Below are 18,152 nucleotides of genomic sequence, written 5' to 3'. Positions count from 1 at the left end.
CGGTTGCGGTAGTCGCGCGGCAGTTCCACCTGGTCCAGCAGCGCCTCGATCCGCGACTGCAGTTCCGCCCCTTTGGCCACGCCGGCGAGGAACATCGGTTCGCCGATGCTCTCCCCGATGGGCAGCCGCGGGTTCAGGGAGGACGACGGGTCCTGGAAAACCATGCCGACGTGCCGACGCATCTCGTGCAGCTGGCGGCCGTTCCTCTTGGCGGCGGAGATGTCCTGCCCCACTACCTTCATGGTGCCGGCGGCCACGGGCAGCAGGCCGACGGCGGCACGGCCGATGGTCGTTTTGCCCGACCCGGACTCCCCCACCAGTCCGACAACCTGGCCGGGGTAGATCGCCAGATTGGCGCCCTCGACGGCGCGGAACGCGGGCACCCGTCCCTGCTTCGGGTATTCGATGGCGACGTCGGTGAGTTCCAGCACCGGATCGCCCTGCGGTTTAGCCGTCCCGGCGGCCGCCAGCGCGGCGGCGTTCTCCCGCTCGCGCCGGAGCAGCTCCGAACGCGGCACGGCGTCCAGGTCCGCGTGCGTTGCGGCGGCCAGGGCTGCGGTGACGTCGACGTCGGGCTCGCTCTCGGCGCCGCCCTGCCCGAGGTGCGGCACGGCCGCCAGGAGGGCCTGGGTGTACTCGTGCTGCGGGTTGTGGAAGATCTCCGCGGCGGTGCCGGTTTCCACGATCAGGCCGCGGCGCATCACGGCGATCCGGTCGGCGAGGTCGGCCACCACCCCCATGTCGTGGGTGATCAGCACAATCGCACTGTCCAGCTTGTTGCGCAGGTTGCGCATAAGGTCCAGGATTTCGGCCTGCACGGTGACATCCAGGGCCGTGGTGGGTTCGTCGGCGATCAGCAGCTTGGGGTCGCAGGAGAGCGACTGGGCGATCATGGCGCGCTGCCGCTGGCCGCCGGAGAGCTGGTGCGGGTAGGACTTGAAGGCTTTCTCCGGGTCCGGCAGCTCCACGAGTTCGAGCATCCGCAGCGCCCGTTCGCGGGCCTGGTCAGGCGAGACCTCGTTGTGCAGGCGGATGGTTTCCACGATCTGCGCGCCCACGGTGTACACCGGGTTCAGGGCGGTCATGGGTTCCTGGAAGATTACCGCGACGTCCTTGCCGCGGACCGCCCGGATGTTCGCCTCGTTGCCGCTGAGCAACTCCTTGCCGCCGAGCTTCACGCTGCCGCTGACCCGGCTGTTGCTGGGCAGCAGGCCCAGCAACGCCATCGAACTGGCGCTCTTGCCGGAGCCGGACTCCCCCACGATCGCCAGGACCTCGCCGGCCCGCACGTCGTAGTTCAGCCCGATCGCGGCGGGAACCCATTTTTTGTCCACGCCGAAGTCGACGCTGAGGTCACGGACCTCCAGGACGGTGTCGCCTTTCCCGGGCGCGGGGGCCGGAGCCGGATCCAGGGTGATGAAGTCAGTCATGTCGGGTTTTTCCTTCCACCCGAGCCGCCGGCACACCGGTGATTAGTGCTGGAACTCGGAATACTGAATTATGGGGGGCATGAGCACTGTGCCCTCTGCCGGGAATGTAGAAATTTTCAAGGCCCGCACGAACAAATGGTTCGCGTGGCTGGCCTGGACCGTGGCGTTGGTCGGCCTGGTGGTGACGGTCGCCGCTGCGGGTCCCGCCGCCTTGGCCGGGACGGCTCCGCTGCTCCTGATCGCCCTGCTGGGCTGGCAGTTCTTCTGGATGCCGGCCGTTGTGGTGGACGACGGCGGCGTGACCCTGGAGAACCCGTTCCGCACCGTGCTGGTGCCGTGGGCCGCCCTCGTGCACGTCGACACCCGCTATGCCCTGACCCTTGTGACCGCGGAGAAAAGCTACGCCGCCTGGGCGGCGCCCGCCCCCGGCATCTGGGGCGGACGCAACGCCCGCCCCGAGGACCTGGCCGATCTGCCGGACACCAGCTACGGGCCGGGAAAGTCGGTGCGGCCCGGTGACCTCAAGTCCACCGATTCCGGCCAGGCCGCCCGCCTCGTGCGAACACGCTGGCGGGAGCAGGTGGAAAGCGGCGCAGTGGCCGCGGCCGACACTGATTCGGACGCCACCGCCGTGACCGTTACGCCGCGCTGGGCGGCGATCGGCGGCGTCGTCGTGCTGCTGGCGGCCAGCTACTGGGCGGTGGCCGTCCAGTAGCCGGCCGCCGGAGCGGCTCCTGGTTGCCCTCTCCCCCGGGGCGGGGCTGCACCGCATCTAGCGGTCCTTGGGTCCATCGAGGGCGGTGACGGGGGTAGCCTCCGGGATACGGCCGGACGCATCCTTGGCCTTCTTGGCGTTGAACTTCTTCTGCCGAGGATCGAACGCATCCCGCAGCCCGTCGCCGATGAAGTTGATGCTGAGGCAGATCAGCACAATGAACAGGCCGGGGAACCAGAAGAGCCACGGGCGGGTCGCGAAGGCCTGCTGGTTCTGCGAGATCAGCAGGCCCAGGGAGGTGTCCGGTGCCTTGACGCCGACGCCGAGGAAGCTCAGCGCTGTTTCGGTCAGGATCGCCGCTGACATGGTCAGGGTGACGTTGACGATCAGCACGCCGACGGCGTTGGGCAGGATGTGCTTGAAGATGATCCGGGCGTTGCTTGCTCCCGAGATCCGGGCGGCGTCAACGAATTCACGCTCGCGCAGGGACAGGAACTCGCCGCGCATCAGGCGGGCCAGGCTGACCCAGCTGATCAGGCCCAGGAAGATGCCCAGGGCCAGCACGCCGTTGGTGCTGGCGAAGGCGGAGAACCAGCTGCCGGAGTCGCGCCGGCCGGCCATCTGCGCCATGACAGCGGCAAGCAGCAGGGCCGGGACGATGATGATGACGTCTGTCAGCCGCATCAGGATGGCTTCGGCCCAGCCGCGGAAGTAGCCAGAGACCGCGCCGACCACAACGCCGATTAAGCCGGCGATGATGCCGATGACAATCATGATGGTGATCGACTGCTGGGCGCCGCGCATGGTCATGGCGAACAGGTCGCGGCCGATCCGGTCCTGGCCGAACGGATGCTCGCCCCACGCCAGGGGCCACAGCGACGACGTCGGGGCGCCGTCGTTGACCAGCGGTGAGACCTGTTCGTGGTTGTACTTCCACCAGCCGGGAAGGCCCAGGTACCCGACTGACGTGAACGCGACGATGAAGATGAGTGCGAACACCGCCAGGCCGATGATGGCGCCGGAGTGGCCCAGGAAGCGCTTGCGGACAATCTGCCCCTGGCTCAGGCCTTTGGCCTCGAGGACGGGCTCGATGCCGGCCGCGGGCGTCTGCGGCAGGGCGGCCTCTTCGGCCATGATTTCGTCTTGCTGGCTTGGCTGGCTCATGCTTTTACCCTTACGCGCGGATCAAGTGCGGAGTAGGCGAGGTCCGCGATGAGGTTGAAGACCATGGCCGTGATGGCCACGCACACGAAGACACCCATCACGGGGTTGGGGTCGACGTGCGAGATGCCGTCCAGGAACAGGAAACCCATGCCCCGGACGGAGAAGACCGACTCGGTGATGACGGCACCGCCGATCAGCCCGCCGATGTCGAAGGCCACGATGGTGGCGATCGGGATCAGTGCGTTCCGGAAGGCGTGGCGCATGACCACGGTGCGCTCCGTCAGGCCCTTGGCCCTGGCGGTGCGGATGTAGTCCATGTTCATGATCTCCAGCATGGAGGCCCGGGTGAACCGGGTGTAGCTGGCCAGGGAGATCAGGATCAGGGCCAGGGTCGGCAGGATCAGGTGCGTGAAGGAGTCCAGGCCCAGGACCCAGAAGTCGCCCTCGATGTTCGGGGTGGTTGCCCCGATGGTAGCGATAGGACGGCCGCGGACACGGCTGTTGTTGAAGTACGTGGGCCATGCCTGCATAAAGCGGTCCAGCAGGATCAGGAAGCCCACCAGGAGCGAGGTGATCGCGGCTGCGCGCATTGACTGCCCGCGGTCGTAGCCGCCGACCAGGTATCCGATGCCGAGGCCGACGCCGACAGCTGCGATGGCCAGCAGCACGATTATCAGGAACGTCGCCTGGTCCAGCAGTGGCTGGACGACGAAATACAGGACCACCCCGACGGCGGCGGCGATCAGTGCCGACTGCAGGGCCTTCCGGTTTTTCAGGCCGGCAGTAAGCAGGGTGACAGCGAAGGCGAGGCCGACGCCGGCGATCGCTATCATCACCGGGCCGAGGCCCGGGGTCTTGAACCATTCGGTGGCGGAAAAGTAGACCAGGACGGCGGTCACGAAGAGGAAGACCGCTCCGCCGCTGATGACCCGGCGTTTGAGTTCACCTCCGACGGCCACCGCCGTCACGAGCCCGAGGACCAGGCCGATGCCGATGGCCGTCACGATCGGAATCTCAGGATTGCGCAGGAAGTTGTTGAAGCCAATGGCGCCGAATTCCTTGAGCAGGACGGCCACCCAGAAGATGGGGAGGGAGAAGAAGAGGAACGCCATGAACGTGACACCGTAGTCCAGCGCGCTGTACTGGCGCAGGGCGGTGATGATTCCCAGCGTGATGCCGATCAGGATGGCCAGCACGGTAGCTCCGGTAATCAGCGTCAGGGTTTGGATCAGGGCGTGGCCCAGGGCGTCGGTCACCGGCTGCCCGACGATGTTCTTGCCCAGGTCGCAGGAATTGGCGAACGGGACGAGGCATTGGGCGGCCCCGCCGAGCCACTTGAAGTAGCGCAGCGGCGCGGGGACGTCCAGCTGCAGGAGTTCGGTGCGGGCGTCCATCAGCTGCTGCTTGTTGGCTGCGCTGATGGCGCGGTACTCCTCGAGGGGGTCACCTGACGCCGCTGTCAGGATGTACACCAGGAAGGATGCGCCGAGAAGAATGAGGGCGGCAGTCATGAGCCGCCGGACTATGTAGGTCACCATGGGGAATAGAACCTCGGTATTCGGGCCCAGGGATCGCCCGGACCGGTCGCAGAATTAGGCCGGATGCCCCCGGCCGACGCGGCCGCGCCAGTCATCGCCGGGGAGGGTCGCTAGAAAGGCGTCGGGACCGTAAAGCCGTGGTCCCGACGCCTTCAGCTAGCAAGTGTCACTTGCGGTTGCGGGCTACTTCTGTGCCCACTCCCAGAAGTTCCACCAGACACCGGTCTGGTTCGGCATGTACTTCACGCCGGTGATGCGGTCGCTGTAAGCGTCCACACCAACAGCCTGGAAGAGGGGCAGGCCGTAGCTGGAAGCCCAGATCTTCTTGTCGACCTGCTGGATGAGGTCATCCTGCTTGGCCTTGTCGGTGGTGACGATCAGTTCGTCCATCAGCTTGTCAGCTTCGGGATCGCTGAACTTGTTGAAGTTCGAGCCGTTGCCGGACTTGAAGATCTGCGGAACACCGGAGACACCGACGCCCGAGTTGATCCAGCCGAAGATGGTGGCATCGTAGCTGCCGTCACCGAGGGCCTTGCCCCAGTCAGACTTGCCGAGGCCGCCGTCGACGATCTTGAAGCCTGCCTTGGCGGCGGACTCACGGATCAGGGAGAAGGCGTCAACACGGTTGGGGTTGTCCTTGTTGTACATGATGCGGACCGACGGCGTGGCGCCGTTGAGCAGCTTCTTCGCACCGTCGATGTCAACATCCTGGTACGCGGAGGAGCCGTTGTCCTTGACGGAGTCGGCGTACTTGGCCTGGTCCGGGACGAAGAGCTGGGAATCGAGCGGCTTGGCCTTGTCGTCCAGCTTTTTGACGATCTTGTCGACGATGTCCTTGCGCGGGACCGTCTTCATGAAGGCCTCGCGGACGTTCTTGTCAGCAAACGGGCCGCTGTAGTTCAGGTCAAGGTGGTCGTAGGAGAGCTGGTTGCCGACGTCGACGGTGACGCCTTGGCTCTCGAGGGCCTTGAGCTGGTCCAGTGTGTCAGCGGAAGCCTGCGGTGCGATGATGTCCGCCTCGCCGTTCTTCAGCGCCTGGACCTGGGCCGGAGCTTCACCGATGTAGCGGACGGTGATTTCGTCCAGCTTGGGCTCCGGGCCCCAGTTGTAGTCCTTGTTCTTGACCATGGTCAGGGACTGGTCCTGGTTCATCGCCTTGACGACGTAAGGGCCGTTGGAGAGGAAGAGGCTCGGGTCGGCCGGCAGCGTCTTGGTGTCGAAGCCGGTGTTCCACATATCGGACATGGCCTTGAGCTGCTTGTTCGCCGGCTTCGGGTTCTTGACGTCGCCGCGCGGCATACCCTTCAGGAGGTCCAAGAACGCCTTGGTGTCGGCCAGGCCGGCCTTCTTGGCGAGGACGTGGGCCGGGATGTCGACGCCGGGGCCGCCAAGGGCGATTTCCCAGTCAGCGAAGGGCTTGGAGTACTTAATGGTCATGGACCGGTTGTCGTCGCCAAGCTGCGGGAAATCGGTCAGCGCCAGGCCGGTCGGATCGCCGGCGTAGGAGAAGTAGGAGGTTCCCTTCTTTCCGTCCGCGTCGGCGTCGTTGTAGTAGCCGGAGAAGGCGGCCCACTGGAGCACCAGGTCGGCGGCGGTGACGGGGGTGCCGTCGGACCACTTCACGCCGTCGTTGATGGTGTACTTGACGGTCAGCGGGTTGTCAGAGACCTTTTCCATCTTGCCGAACTTTTCGTTGCGGACAACGTTCAGCTTGTTATCGATGTAGAAGAACCCGGAGTGGGTGGCGTAGCTGACTTTCGAGTTGATATCCGTGTTGCCGTCAGCGGTGTTGGAGTTGAACGTGTTGAACGCGTTCACCTCGACGACTGTTGCCGATCCGCCTGATTTGGCTGCTGCCGCCGCGGACGACGGGGTTGACCCGCCACTGTTGCCCGCGCAAGCGCTCAGTGCGAGTGCTGCAGCTGCCGCGACCCCCACTGCTTTGGAAATACGACCGAATCGCATTCCGCCTCCTTGTTTCTGTGGTGTGGATGAGACCGGCGCCTGAGGCACCAGACAGACGTCCACACTCCCCCAGCGGCAGTGTGGCGCGTCTCACATGGCATGAAGCGTAAACCCGGAGGGGCGCAGAACGGCATGAAAGTTGTTCGCCGGTAAAGTTCGTTATCGAGCTGCAACAATTGGCGGGCCCGTTAAGTAAATTTTGTCGAAATTCATTGACGAATCCGGGAGTCCGGGATAAAGACCTAATGCCGCAAAAAGCCCCTATCCATGCGGATCGGGGCCCCTCGAGTTAATCGCCCATTACTGTCTATAGCAGGTCATATCGGTGGCCTTGAGGGGTTCAAAGTTGTAGCGAATCGAAGGGACTGACCCAGGGAACCCCGGCCCGCGGCGTGTGTGTCCGGCTAGCGGGCTTCGAGGATCCTCTTGAGCTTCTCCAGGTCCTTGCGCATGGCCCGGCGCATCATGGGCGCCATAACGACGCCGGCAAGCACCGAGAACCCGGTGGGTTCACCGGTATTGCGGAGGGTCATAAGGGTGCCGCCATTCTCATCAGACCAGGCGGAGCTGGTCCGCATCGGGAAAGGCCCCTGGCTTGTCCGCATGGTGAGTTTGTGGCCCGGCACAAGCTCGGTGAACTCGTAGACATAATCCAAATTTCGGCCCAGGAACCGCGCGGTGAAGGCGACCCGGGATCCGACAGCCAGGGGCCGCGGCGTCTGCCATTGTGCAGAACGGATGTTCACGTACCAGGCCGGTGCGTTGTCCGGGTCGGACGCATAGCTGGCCACGAGCTCGCGGGGCTGCCGGATCAGTATTTCGGTCTGGACGTTCACCATGGGAGTTCCTCTGTGTGTTGCAGGCGGGAGCGAGATGCCGGAGGAGGCGCGTCCCCACTATCGCATGCCGAGCTGGCCGGGGGCCCGTCCAGGGTTCTTCGACGGGACCCGGCGGCGGTCACGCCTGCATCGAACGGGTGGTTAGGCTGGGTGGATGGCGACCGTCATTCTCGTGCGGCATGGCCGCACCACAGCAAATGCCACCGGACTGCTGGCCGGCCGGGCACCCGGCGTCGGCCTTGACGACGTCGGCCGCGACCAGGCAGCTCTAACCGGAGACCGGCTAGCTGCCGTGCCCCTGGCCGGGGTGGTATCGAGTCCCCTGGAGCGTTGCCGGCAGACCGCCCAGTTCATCCTCGACCGCCAGTCGGGCACGCCCTCCGCCCCGGTCGATCCCGAGCTCACCGAGTGCGATTACGGCCTGTGGCAGGGCCGGAAGCTCAGCGATCTCGCCTCCGAGCAGCTGTGGCCGGTCGTGCAGTCGCAACCGTCCGCCGTCGTCTTTCCCGGCGGTGAATCCATGGCGACCATGCAGGCCCGGTCAGTGGCGGCGATTCGGCGCCACGATGCAGCCTTCGAAGCCGAGTTCGGGCCGGGGGCGGTCTGGGCGGCGGTGAGCCACGGAGACATCATCAAGTCAATCCTCGCCGACGCGCTCGGTATGCACCTTGATCTGTTCCAGCGCATCAACGTTGGCCCCGCGTCAATATCGATCGTGCGCTACGGCGCCAGCCGGCCAAGCGTTTACGCGACCAACACCGACGCGGGTGATCTGTCATGGCTATCGAACGGCATCCAATCTGGTGATGCGCCGGTGGGCGGCGGTGCAGGGCAGAAGGCGCCATGAACCTCATGTGCCTAAAATACTGACATGCCTACACGTGTTCACGAGTTTGCCTGGCCCGATCGGGTCGTCGTCGGCACCATTGGCCTTCCGGGGGCGCGCACGTTCTATCTGCAGGTGCGCGCCGGGGCGCAAATTGTGAGCATTGCCCTGGAGAAGCAGCAGTCGGCTCTGCTCGCCGAAAAGATCGACGAGATTCTCGACCAGCTGAGCACCGTCGAGGGCAACCCTTTCAGTGTTCCCGCAAGCACCCCCATTGAACTGGTCGACAATGACGAACTCGAGGCCGTCCAAGAGCAGTTCCGAACCGGCGCCATGAGCTTGGGCTGGGATCCGACAACGGCGCAGGTCGTCCTGGAGGCCTACCCCATCACCGATGCCGATGATGATGACAACGACGAGTTCCCTGATGCGGACGGCGATTCAAAGCCCGAAATGGTGCTGGTACGCATGCCGGTGGGCACCGCCCGCGCTTTCGCGAAACGCACCCGGGAGATCGTCGGCGCCGGGCGCCCAACGTGTCCGCTGTGCGGATATCCCATAGACGCCGACGGGCACATCTGCACCCTTCCCGAAGTCTGATGCCGGCACCGGACCTCGTGACCGCCGAACTGACGCTCACCGGCCGCATCACGACGGCGTCAAACGCCACATTCCTGGGTGGCATTGGCGACGTGCAGGTCGTCTATAAGCCGATGGCAGGCGAAAGCCCACTATGGGATTTTCCCGACGGCTCCCTGGCTCACCGGGAGGTGGCCGCTTATCTGGTCTCCCAGGCCCTCGGCTGGGACATTGTGCCGCAGACCTGGCTGCGCGAGGGACCCCTGGGCCTGGGAATGGTGCAGCTCTGGCAGGACCGAGACCCCACCCAAAACCCTGTGGACCTCGTGGAGACCGGCCACGTTCCGGAGACGGGGTGGAAACACATTCTCGAAGGACGGAACGAGGACGGACGGTCGGTCGCCCTCATTCACGAGGACTCGCCAGAGCTCAGACGGATGGCGGTGTTCGACGTCCTCGTCAACAACGCCGACCGCAAAGGGGACCATATTCTGGCCATGGCCGACGGACACCGGCACGGCGTGGACCACGGACTTACGTTCCATCGTGACCACAAGCTGCGCACAGTGCTGTGGGGATGGCTTGGTGACGCCCTGACCGCAGAGGAACGCGACGGCATCGGCCGGGTCAGCGAGGGGCTGGACGGTGGGCTGGGCCGGGAGCTGGCGGACCTGCTCACGGCCGAGGAGATCGAATCGCTCGCCGCGCGCTGTATCCGGTTGCGCCGGGCGGGACGGTTTCCGGCTCCGAGCGGTGACATGCCCGCGGTGCCCTGGCCTCTGTTTTAGCGGAATTGAGGCTACGGACGAGCGCTCAGCGGCGCCTCACCCTAGCGCGACGGCTTCGCTGGACGGGGCCTGGACGGGTCGGGCCACCACCAGCGGTGTCGCGATCGGCGCTCTGCCCTGCGCTGGGAAGTCTCGAGGAAGTCCTTGCGCGCCGCGTCAAAGACTTCGTGAGGCAAACTCAGCGCTGCACGGCCCAATCGGCGGCCTCCCAGCAGATCGCTGATTGCCCCCGGGATCTCCCGCATCCCGCGGGCAGCTTTGGCGGACCGCCTGAGCTGCCCGCCCTGCTCCGTGAGCCGCATCCCCCAGGATGAGTCGACCTCAGCAAGGCCGGAACCGACAAGGATCGCCATTGCCGTCTCTACCCGTTCCCGGGAAGGGACGTCGGCCTGCAGCATGTCCCACCCCGGCAACAGCTCCCTGAGCGATGAGGGGCGCCCCCGATCATGAAGCAGGGTCATGAGCGTCGCAGCGTCATCCACGTCTATACGGTCCACGCGGATCAGACTAACTCACTCCGATTTCCTGCGCCCGCTGCGTGACCACCCCAGAGACCAGGCTCCGGCGCTCTGGGGTGGTCATTAACGTTTGAGGACCGGTGCTGATCAGCCGTCCTCGTGGTTCGATGAGCCCGCGGGTACGCCCGGTACGTCAGCGGGTCCATAGATCTTGGTGTCGCCGGGGTATGGGCTTTCCCAGTTGTGGGTCTGGTACCAAGTCCAGCGGTTGAACAGGTTCGGGTCCGCAGAGTCTTCCTTCGCGCCGTTTCCTGTCAGGTGCTGCCTCTCGGACCAGGTCCCCCACTGTTCGGCAGTTTCCTTCATCGGTGCCGGGACAGCGACGGCTTTGGCTGCGGCGGTGTTTACGGCTGCGGCGCCGGGCCCAGTCTGGCCCAGGGTGTCGGGGCCGCAGGCAGGCGCGGTCTTCACACCCTCAGTGAGTGGTATCTGGTTCGGGACCGCGTTGAACGGTGTCAGATCGGCCTTGTTGGTGAAGGCGTCAAACATCGGGGTGGCCGCGGCGACTTTCTGGTTCAGCGGCTGGGCGCCGAGGATCTGCTGAATGGTCCGCACCATGTTGATCTGTGAGTAGAAGGTGCTGACTGTCTTGCCGTGCGCTGCGTAGGGGCTGATGACCTGGACCGGGGCGCGGTGGCCGTCTACGTGGTCGGTGCCGTTCTGGCTGTCGTCCTCGGCGATAAAGATTGCCGAGTCCTTCCAGTACCGGGAGTGCGAAATTTCGTCGACGATCTTGCCCACGGCGAGGTCGTTATCGGCGACCTGCGCCCTGGGGTCGGCGGTGCCGCCGGTGTGGTCGCTGGAGAGCCACGTCATCTGGAAGTTCTTCGGTCCGTTCTTCTCAAAGTCCTGCTTCCAGGTCGCGTACCGGTAAATATCCGGCACCGATGTGTCGAACGGCGCCGCGTTCGGGTCCGTGATTGTGCTGAGCGAAGGGATGGACGAGCCGGCGCGCATCTGCAGTTCCGGGGTGAACAGCTTTGCCGGGTCGCCTCCTGCCATCGTGCTCGTGGCGGCGCAGTAGTACTGCTGCCACGTCGCGCCGGCCGGTTTGCCCTCGGTGGAGTCGAACTCGCCGTAGTTCCTGGCGGTCTTGCCTGCATCCTGTATGGAGGTCCAGAGGACCCTGAGCGCTGGTGGCCCAGGACGTCATTCTCGGTGTCGTATGAGCGTTTGTACTCACCGGCGCTCGTCTCCGTATATGCCGGGTCGTCGCCCTGCATCATCCAGTTATGGCCCTCGGCCGAGTTCGTACCGATGTCGTAGGTGTTGTCGTACAGGCTGAACTGGCTGGCGAGGGCGTGCTGGTTCGGAGTCACTTTGGCGCCGAACTGGGCCAGTGACGCGTCGCCGTTGCCCTGCTTCATGTCGCCGTAGACCTGGTCGTAGGTGCGGTTCTCCTTCACGATCAGGAACACGTGCTTGATCGCCGAGGGTTCCCCGATCCGCTTTGGCACCGCCACGGCCGCGTCGTGGTCGTTTTGATCTTCCTTCTGACCCTCCGTTGCCTGCTTGGCGGAGTTGCCGTCCCACCCGTTCTGCCGGAACACCGTGTCCGTGTACTGCCGTATTTTGTCGTCACCGGGCAGGGTAAATCTGGTGAGCGAGGCCGTCGTGGAGTGCGTGCCGTGCCCGGTCGCCGACGTGGTGCCCGGGCCCTCGCTGATGGTCTGGTCGGGGCCGAGCGCGTCGATGCCGCGGACATTGGTGACTACAATCTGGTTCTTCACCGTGGTGATGTTGCCGGGGTAGTAGTCCGTCGGGAGCAGCCCGATGTAGCTGGCCGGGTCCCTGGGATCGTGTTTGTTGATTTTGTAGACTGCGACGGCGTTCGCACGGCCGAGCGAGATCAGCAGGTGGTCACCCCGCATAGTCAGGGCTGTAGGTTCATAGCCGACCCGGGATGACGCCCACGGCTGCGTCGCGATGGTCTGTAGAACCTTGTTGCTGGCGGTGTCCACCACTGAGACGGTGTCGCTGTTGGTGTTCGCCACGTACAGCGTGGGGCCGTCAAGGTACATCGCGGTCGGGTGCAGCTGAACGTCGATGGACGATACCGTCGCCGCGGGTTCGGTCGTGTCGATAACGCTCAGCGTGCCGGTCGTGGAGGTGCCGAGCTTGGGGTCTGCGGGAACCTGCGTGCCGTAGGAATCCATGGTCGGTTCCCCGGCGAGAGCCCGCCTGCCTCCCTCGTTGGAAACGTACAGCTTGGTTCCGACGAGCTTCAGCTGCCGCGGGGCGATGCCCGTACTGAAAGTCTGCTTGACCGTACCCGACGTCGGGTCGATTGCGACGACCGCGTTCTGGCCGTTCACGGCTGCGTACAGGGTCGAGCCGTCGCGGGAAAACGCCATGCCGGCAGTCAGGGCCTGCTTGTCGCCCGCGTTGGGGATGCTGATGGCAGTGGCGGTCCCGAGCGAACCGTCAGGGTTGAAAGGGTAACGGAGGATCCCGCCCGCAACAGGTTCGTAGACGAACTTCCCATCAGGTGAGAAGACCGGGCCTTCCTGGCCTACGGAGCCATCCGTGATGTGCTGGTATGCCATGTTGGCGAAGCCTGCTTTTCCCGCCGCGGCCGCAAATGAGGCATCCGAGAGCGTGCCCGCAGCGGCCACCGGCTTATAGGTCGCGAGGTCAAAAACCTGCACATCGATTGAGCGGTCAGCGCTCGTCGCGACGAGATAGCGACCGTCCGGGCTGACGGTCGAGCCCATAATCTTGCCGAACGGAGTCATCAGACGGTCGCCGATGGGGTTGATCACCTGATTCGAGGAGATCTGCTCCCCGTCGTTGTTCTGGGTTCCGACCTGCTGCTGACCGAACGGAAGCGTCGAAGCGGCAGCGATACCCAATCCGCCGAGGACTGCCAACGTGCAGCCCGCCGCCACAATGGCAAGGGGCTTGCGGGCGCGAACCGACTTCGAGAGCTGGCGCAGGACGGAGGGGCCGGGTTCTCGCCCGCTGGTGGATCCACTGGCTGTTTTTGAGACTTTTGTCATGCCAACGAACCTACGGATTCCAGCTTAAATCCAGGTAACGCCCTTGGTTATTCCAGGCAACCATCTGCCGCCCAATCCGCGATCCAGACACTCGCCACCTATCCCCGCCCGGGCACCGGCATACGGTCCTCTCCCCTTATCGGTGCTGCTGCTCCCCCGCGCGGCAGCACCGGAAACCAGCACCCCCCTGGCCTACTCTGGAGGCATGAACCCACTTGTGTTCGCAGCGGCGTTGCCCGCCGGCCCGGTTACACCAGTCACCGGGCTTCTGCCCCCGTGGCTGGATCCTAATGAGTTCCTGCGCAACCCGGCCCTCGCGCCGTGGGCGGTTGCCATCGTGTGCGTTTTCCTGTTCATCGAAACAGGGCTGCTGGTCGGCTTCTTCCTGCCCGGGGATTCGCTGTTGTTCACGGCGGGCCTGCTCGTTTCAACCGGCACCATCCAGGTAAACATCCTGCTCCTCGCAGCCGCGGCGTTTGTGGCGGCTTTCGCCGGCGACCAGACTGGCTATCTGATTGGCCGGAAGGCAGGACCCTCCGTCTTCAACAAACCCGAGTCCAGGCTCCTGCGCGGCGAATACGTGGAGAAGGCACATGCTTTTTTCGAGAAGTACGGCCGCCGGTCAGTGGTGCTGGCCCGCTTCGTACCCATCGTCCGGACCTTCCTCCCGGTGACGGCCGGGGTTGCGAGGATGCGCTACCGGTCGTTCATCCTCTACAACGCCGCCGGGGCACTTCTCTGGGGTGTGGGTGTCACGCTGCTGGGATACTGGCTGGGACACTTTGACTGGATCGGCGCCAACATCGACCTGATCTTCATCATCATCGTCCTGGCCTCCTTCGTTCCGATCGGAGTTGAACTGGTGAAGAACCGCCGTAAGCAAAAGCAGGAGTTTCCTGACCGGCAGGGTGGCGTGTCATGAACCAGGTTGAATCGGGCGAGGGGACGCCGCAGGGCCCACCGAACTCCCCGACCCTTGCACCCCGGTTGGGCAGGCTATGGACGGATCGGCTCGGCCGGTCAAGCATCCGTGCCATCCAGATAGTGTCCCTGGCCGCACTGGTCTGGATCGTTGTGACCGTAGCGACGCGGGTTCCGCTCGTAACGACCCCCGTCCTCATCGCCCTAATCCTGGCGTCAGCGATGGCACCTGTCGTCAGGTGGCTGGCAGCGCACGGTTGGCCGCGGGCCTTGGCCGTGCTGTCGTCGTTCCTGGTGATCCTGGCCGCGGCGGCCGGCGTCGTCGGGGGCATCGTGACACTGGTACGGCAACAGGCCCCTGCTCTGGCAGCCCGGGCTGAGGCCGGCGTCGGACAACTCCAGGAATTCATCACCACCGGGCCGGTCGCCCTGTCTAACGCTCAAATCGACGCATTCAAAACCGAGGTCCAGAAGTTCCTGGCCGGGGGAAATCTTGGCGCCGATGCACTGACCGGGTTGAGGACCGCCGGGGAGATAGCGGCAGGAACGGTCCTGACGGCCGTGATTCTGTTTTTCTTCCTCAAGGACGGCGAGAAGATCCGCGCCTTTCTTATCGGTTTCCTCCCCGCGGATCGCCGGGAAACGGCACATCTTGCCGCGAACCGCAGCATCGTTGTTCTGGGAGGCTACGTCCGCGGGACGCTCATCATCGCGGGCATCGACGCCCTGATTGTTTTGATTGGGCTGCTGATCCTTCGAGTGCCGCTTGCGCTGCCGCTGGCCGCAGTAGTCTTCCTGGGCGGCTTCATTCCGATCATCGGGGCGACGGCGGCGGGAAGCCTGGCCGTCCTGGTCGCCCTGGTCGAGAACGGCCCGGTGCCGGCCCTGGTGGTGTTGATCATTCTGGTCGCCGCCAATCAGTTTGAACACCACATCCTCCAGCCCCTCTTCATGGGGCATGTCCTGCGAATCCACGGACTGGTCATCATCCTCGCCCTGGCCGCCGGGGCGACACTGGCCGGCGTCATCGGTGCGCTGCTCGCGGTGCCCCTTACCGCCGTCGGATGGACCATTTACAAAACGGTGGCCCGCCCCGAACCTGCCGTCCCGGCCCCCTCGCCGGACACGACGATCGCCCCTGCGTAAGAGCAGCAGCGGGGGCTGCTCCCGGTGGACACAATGGTCGCCCCCGACGTCCCGCCCGTTGCTGCTGAACCTCCATCAACCGATGATGTAGGCAAATCCGCGCCCGTCCGAGGCGGCCGCGCTGACGAAGACTTTCGCTCTGTCCAGGAAAGCGGCGGCATAGGCCACCTCGGACTCCAGCGACTGGCCGTATGAGCAGGACCCGCCCAAGGCGGAGTTGATGTCGCGGTGGTTGATCGCTTCAAGGTCCCGGGCAATCAGTGCGACCTCGTGCGGCGGAAGTGCACGCACCCACGGGTACCAGGAAAAACCATCGTCGGAGTGTGTCACCTGCCCTTCGAACATCCGGTAGGAAGCTCTGGCCGCGGCACCCGAAGAGCGGGGAGCGGTTAGCCGCTGCAAATACGGCCATGCCTTATCGAGATAAAGGAGGTCGCGCTCCGGCAGAGATTGCCGGAGGTCTGTGACGCCCTGAATGAAGCCAGGCTCAAGGCCGAATGCGTCCGCGAGCGGGTCGGGGCCGATCACGGCGCGCGGGTCAGCAAGTGCTTTCCGGGCCTGATCACGGTCAAATGCGTAGGCGTAGTATCGGATTCCCATACGACCGATTCTGAACGGACAGCAGGTTGCGCGGTTCAGAATCCTGCCACATGTGAATAACTTGCGGAGCCGGACCAACGGCCGTCAGACCTCCACTTCCAACCTTCCTTCGCTTGGGGCCAAGGTCCTTCCCTAGGCTCCCAGCGAGCGGTCAATCTGCCCGAGTGCGGCATCATACGCCGCGTCCCAAGTCCAGCCGGCCGCTGGCGTCCCGGCAAGTTCCAGGGACACCAGTCCATGGACTTGGCCCCACACAACTCCCACCGCCGAGGCGATCTCATCCTCCGATGCTCCGGGCAGCGCTGATGTAACGGCGGCGAACAGCGGCCCGATCGCTGGCTCAACGGCTCCTGGCGTCGGGCGGCACGGCACCTGGCTGGCCAATGAGCCGCCGAACATCAGGCCGTAGAGGACCGGATGCTCCAGCGCCCAGGCCCGGTAGGCCCGCCCCAGTGCTTCGAGGCCCCCGGCAGCTGCCGCCTTTTGGGAGGCAGCAAAGGAAGCGAAGCCGTCGTCGAGCACGGCACTCAGCAGTTCCGCTTTGCCTCCGAAGAGTGAATAGACCGCCGTCGTCGAGGTCCCCGCGGCAGCAGCAAGACCGCGCAGCGACACGAAGGCGGCGCCGTCGCTGGCGATCTGGGAGGCTGCGGTTTCCAGCAGGCTGCGGCGCAGGGCATCGTCATGAACTACAGGTCTTGCCATTTGCCCAGTATGGCATAACACTGTTCCGTAACACTGTTATGGAAAGGAAATAATGATGACACAAGTGCAAAAAGGCCGATTCACTGCCGCTCCCAGGGGCCCGGTTACGGTCTTCCTCATCGGGATGCGCGCGAACCGGTGGCGAAAGTTCGGGAAGGTGGCAAGCGTGGGCGCGTCCATGCCAAAGATGCTCGACTATCTGGCCAAGACGCCGGAGGCCGGATTGCTGGGCTACCAGCAATGGTTCGGCCGGACCACCATCATTGTCAGCTATTGGAAGAGCCCGGAGCATCTGCAACGGTTCGCGGCGGACCGGTCAGCGCCGCACCTTGAGCCCTGGCGCAGGTTCATGCGCGAATCTGCCGGCACCGGTGACGTCGGCATATGGCATGAGACCTACGAAACAATCCCGGGTGGCAGGGAAAGCATGTACAGCGACATGCCAGTCTTCGGGCTGGCAGCCGCAACCGGCCACGTTCCGGTCGGACCAGGACTGAACACAGCACGCCAGCGTTTTGCTGCGGACGAGTCGAGCCGTCATCCGTCCGAATGAGAGGTCTCAGCCGAGGCTTGCAGGCGGCTTCATTTTCACTCGGCCCGAAAAAGTGCATGGCCGCCGAGAACAGGTGTTCCCGGCGGCCATCCCTTTGCGGTCTCAGGAGGACTAGACGTTGAAGCGGAACTCCACCACGTTCCGTCATGGAAGAACCTTTCATCCAACTGGAGAGCGGCGGGGAGCCAGTGGGCCGCTGAGCTTGCCGCCTTAGCCGGCTTCCCCTCCGCGGGGGTTGGCCCGCAGGGGCGTCCGGTGCCGGTTGGACGCCCGCGCAGACTGGACGACTATGGCCGCAACCACGACTCCTACGAAAACCAAGCCCACAGCGATTCCCGTCGCCCGCCGAGAAATGACGGCCGGCTTCACAGCCTCGGGGCCACCCGCGGGAGCTTCGATGACAGGAACATCCCAGTCGTCCGTAGAGGGGAAGATTCCGGGCGGAAGCTTTTCCGCCCGAAGTTCGCGGCGGCCCGCGAGGCGGTCCCGGACTTCTTGATTCGGAGCGGGCACGGCGGCGTCTGCTGCGACCGCAGTGGGGAAATCAATGAGGTAGGGCTCACCATAGAACGCTGAAGAGGCGACGGACTCCAACCAAGTGGCCGGCGGTTCCGCAACGCCGCGGGCGGCGAAGGCGGACCGCAGGCTTTCAAGAATCTCGGCGAGGCTTTTACCTTCGGAGTCCTGGCTTGCCTCGAAAATAGCAAGTTGAAGCTGCAGCTTCGCGTCCGCAGCAGGGTCCTTATCCGCAGCAGGGTCCTTAACGGTGGGGTCCTGCCCGGTAGGGTCCACGGTGAGTGGCTCAGCATTCACGGCGCCGGCTTTGCTTGGATCAGTGGTCATGGGGCTTCCTTTCATCGTGGTTCCCT

16 protein-coding genes and 1 pseudogene are annotated in these 18,152 nt (G+C 64.7%); 7 read left to right on the top strand and 10 right to left on the bottom strand.

From position 1 onward, the window contains the following. Positions 1-1,430, bottom strand: a 1,430-nt coding sequence (locus AC1DBE_RS10030) for an ATP-binding cassette domain-containing protein (RefSeq protein WP_476970408.1), incomplete at its 3' end; no start/stop codon positions are given. A gap of 79 nt (positions 1,431-1,509) precedes the next feature. Here AC1DBE_RS10030 and AC1DBE_RS10025 point away from each other — a divergent pair. Next, positions 1,510-2,145 carry a PH domain-containing protein gene (locus AC1DBE_RS10025; protein WP_476970407.1) on the top strand — a complete coding sequence of 212 codons (636 nt, stop codon included), beginning with the start codon at positions 1,510-1,512 and terminating at the stop codon, positions 2,143-2,145. 57 nt (positions 2,146-2,202) lie between these two features. Here AC1DBE_RS10025 and AC1DBE_RS10020 read toward each other — a convergent pair whose 3' ends face one another. The 4 genes from AC1DBE_RS10020 to AC1DBE_RS10005 all read right to left on the bottom strand — a co-directional run bounded on the left by AC1DBE_RS10020 (position 2,203) and on the right by AC1DBE_RS10005 (position 7,651). Continuing rightward, positions 2,203-3,309: an ABC transporter permease gene (locus AC1DBE_RS10020; protein WP_476970406.1), complete on the bottom strand. Its 1,107-nt coding sequence runs from the start codon at positions 3,307-3,309 to the stop codon at positions 2,203-2,205. Then, positions 3,306-4,847, bottom strand: coding sequence for an ABC transporter permease (locus tag AC1DBE_RS10015; protein ID WP_476970405.1), 1,542 nt, complete (start codon positions 4,845-4,847; stop codon positions 3,306-3,308). Before AC1DBE_RS10015 ends, AC1DBE_RS10020 begins: the two co-directional genes overlap by 4 nt. Positions 4,848-5,030: 183 nt before the next feature. Then, positions 5,031-6,812: an ABC transporter family substrate-binding protein gene (locus AC1DBE_RS10010; protein WP_476970404.1), complete on the bottom strand. Its 1,782-nt coding sequence runs from the start codon at positions 6,810-6,812 to the stop codon at positions 5,031-5,033. A 404-nt stretch (positions 6,813-7,216) separates the two neighbouring features. Then, the gene (locus AC1DBE_RS10005; protein WP_476970403.1) at positions 7,217-7,651 is read right to left on the bottom strand and encodes an SRPBCC family protein; all 435 of its coding nucleotides are present in this window, start codon (positions 7,649-7,651) and stop codon (positions 7,217-7,219) included. A 154-nt stretch (positions 7,652-7,805) separates the two neighbouring features. Between AC1DBE_RS10005 and AC1DBE_RS10000 the strand changes: the two genes are divergently transcribed. Genes AC1DBE_RS10000 through AC1DBE_RS09990 form a run of 3 tightly spaced genes read left to right on the top strand, consistent with a single transcriptional unit; the run spans position 7,806 to position 9,844 of the window. Next, on the top strand, positions 7,806-8,498 hold the full coding sequence (locus AC1DBE_RS10000; protein ID WP_476970402.1) for a histidine phosphatase family protein: 693 nt from the start codon (positions 7,806-7,808) through the stop codon (positions 8,496-8,498). Between the two features lie 24 nt (positions 8,499-8,522). Then, positions 8,523-9,077, top strand: coding sequence for a DUF3090 domain-containing protein (locus AC1DBE_RS09995; protein WP_476970401.1), 555 nt, complete (start codon positions 8,523-8,525; stop codon positions 9,075-9,077). After that, a complete protein-coding gene (locus tag AC1DBE_RS09990) occupies positions 9,077-9,844 on the top strand; it encodes an SCO1664 family protein (RefSeq protein ID WP_476970400.1) in 768 nt (255 codons plus the stop codon). The genes AC1DBE_RS09995 and AC1DBE_RS09990 overlap by 1 nt, the downstream gene beginning before the upstream one ends. A 605-nt stretch (positions 9,845-10,449) precedes the next feature. Here the strand turns inward: AC1DBE_RS09990 and AC1DBE_RS09985 are convergent. Continuing rightward, on the bottom strand, positions 10,450-11,364 hold the full coding sequence (locus AC1DBE_RS09985; protein WP_476970399.1) for an alkaline phosphatase family protein: 915 nt from the start codon (positions 11,362-11,364) through the stop codon (positions 10,450-10,452). 956 nt (positions 11,365-12,320) lie between these two features. Then, positions 12,321-12,383, bottom strand: a pseudogene (locus AC1DBE_RS09980) (hypothetical protein); the annotation flags it as partial. 1,183 nt (positions 12,384-13,566) lie between these two features. On the opposite strand from AC1DBE_RS09980, the gene AC1DBE_RS09975 reads away from it, so the two are divergent. Both AC1DBE_RS09975 and AC1DBE_RS09970 read left to right on the top strand, forming a co-directional pair. Beyond that, positions 13,567-14,283, top strand: a complete 717-nt coding sequence (locus AC1DBE_RS09975; protein WP_476970398.1) for a VTT domain-containing protein — start codon at positions 13,567-13,569, stop codon at positions 14,281-14,283. A 122-nt stretch (positions 14,284-14,405) separates the two neighbouring features. Beyond that, a complete protein-coding gene (locus AC1DBE_RS09970) occupies positions 14,406-15,428 on the top strand; it encodes an AI-2E family transporter (RefSeq protein ID WP_476970397.1) in 1,023 nt (340 codons plus the stop codon). Positions 15,429-15,503: 75 nt separating this feature from the next. Here AC1DBE_RS09970 and AC1DBE_RS09965 read toward each other — a convergent pair whose 3' ends face one another. Further along, positions 15,504-16,028 (bottom strand): hypothetical protein, encoded by a 525-nt coding sequence (locus tag AC1DBE_RS09965; protein WP_476879982.1) that lies wholly within the window; start codon positions 16,026-16,028, stop codon positions 15,504-15,506. Positions 16,029-16,160: 132 nt separating this feature from the next. Continuing rightward, a complete protein-coding gene (locus AC1DBE_RS09960; protein ID WP_476879983.1) occupies positions 16,161-16,730 on the bottom strand; it encodes a TetR-like C-terminal domain-containing protein in 570 nt (189 codons plus the stop codon). A gap of 52 nt (positions 16,731-16,782) precedes the next feature. Between AC1DBE_RS09960 and AC1DBE_RS09955 the strand changes: the two genes are divergently transcribed. Beyond that, positions 16,783-17,283, top strand: a complete 501-nt coding sequence (locus tag AC1DBE_RS09955; RefSeq protein ID WP_476970396.1) for a DUF4188 domain-containing protein — start codon at positions 16,783-16,785, stop codon at positions 17,281-17,283. Between the two features lie 210 nt (positions 17,284-17,493). Here AC1DBE_RS09955 and AC1DBE_RS09950 read toward each other — a convergent pair whose 3' ends face one another. After that, positions 17,494-18,126, bottom strand: a complete 633-nt coding sequence (locus tag AC1DBE_RS09950; protein WP_476970395.1) for a hypothetical protein — start codon at positions 18,124-18,126, stop codon at positions 17,494-17,496. Positions 18,127-18,152: the final 26 nt, after the last annotated feature.

This window comes from Arthrobacter sp. 10T416 (genome assembly GCF_056394165.1).
This window is presented reverse-complemented; position numbering and strand designations above follow the sequence as displayed.

Bases quoted from the DNA above. Each gene is read 5' to 3' on its own strand.
- AC1DBE_RS10025 (WP_476970407.1), top strand. From the start codon at position 1,510: ATGAGCACTGTGCCCTCTGCCGGGAATGTAGAAATTTTCAAGGCCCGC.
- AC1DBE_RS10020 (WP_476970406.1), bottom strand. From the start codon at position 3,309: ATGAGCCAGCCAAGCCAGCAAGACGAAATCATGGCCGAAGAGGCCGCC.
- AC1DBE_RS10015 (WP_476970405.1), bottom strand. From the start codon at position 4,847: ATGGTGACCTACATAGTCCGGCGGCTCATGACTGCCGCCCTCATTCTT.
- AC1DBE_RS10010 (WP_476970404.1), bottom strand. From the start codon at position 6,812: ATGCGATTCGGTCGTATTTCCAAAGCAGTGGGGGTCGCGGCAGCTGCA.
- AC1DBE_RS10005 (WP_476970403.1), bottom strand. From the start codon at position 7,651: ATGGTGAACGTCCAGACCGAAATACTGATCCGGCAGCCCCGCGAGCTC.
- AC1DBE_RS10000 (WP_476970402.1), top strand. From the start codon at position 7,806: ATGGCGACCGTCATTCTCGTGCGGCATGGCCGCACCACAGCAAATGCC.
- AC1DBE_RS09995 (WP_476970401.1), top strand. From the start codon at position 8,523: ATGCCTACACGTGTTCACGAGTTTGCCTGGCCCGATCGGGTCGTCGTC.
- AC1DBE_RS09990 (WP_476970400.1), top strand. From the start codon at position 9,077: ATGCCGGCACCGGACCTCGTGACCGCCGAACTGACGCTCACCGGCCGC.
- AC1DBE_RS09985 (WP_476970399.1), bottom strand. From the start codon at position 11,364: ATGGCAGGAGGCGACCCGGCAAAGCTGTTCACCCCGGAACTGCAGATG.
- AC1DBE_RS09975 (WP_476970398.1), top strand. From the start codon at position 13,567: ATGAACCCACTTGTGTTCGCAGCGGCGTTGCCCGCCGGCCCGGTTACA.
- AC1DBE_RS09965 (WP_476879982.1), bottom strand. From the start codon at position 16,028: ATGGGAATCCGATACTACGCCTACGCATTTGACCGTGATCAGGCCCGG.
- AC1DBE_RS09960 (WP_476879983.1), bottom strand. From the start codon at position 16,730: ATGGCAAGACCTGTAGTTCATGACGATGCCCTGCGCCGCAGCCTGCTG.
- AC1DBE_RS09955 (WP_476970396.1), top strand. From the start codon at position 16,783: ATGATGACACAAGTGCAAAAAGGCCGATTCACTGCCGCTCCCAGGGGC.
- AC1DBE_RS09950 (WP_476970395.1), bottom strand. From the start codon at position 18,126: ATGACCACTGATCCAAGCAAAGCCGGCGCCGTGAATGCTGAGCCACTC.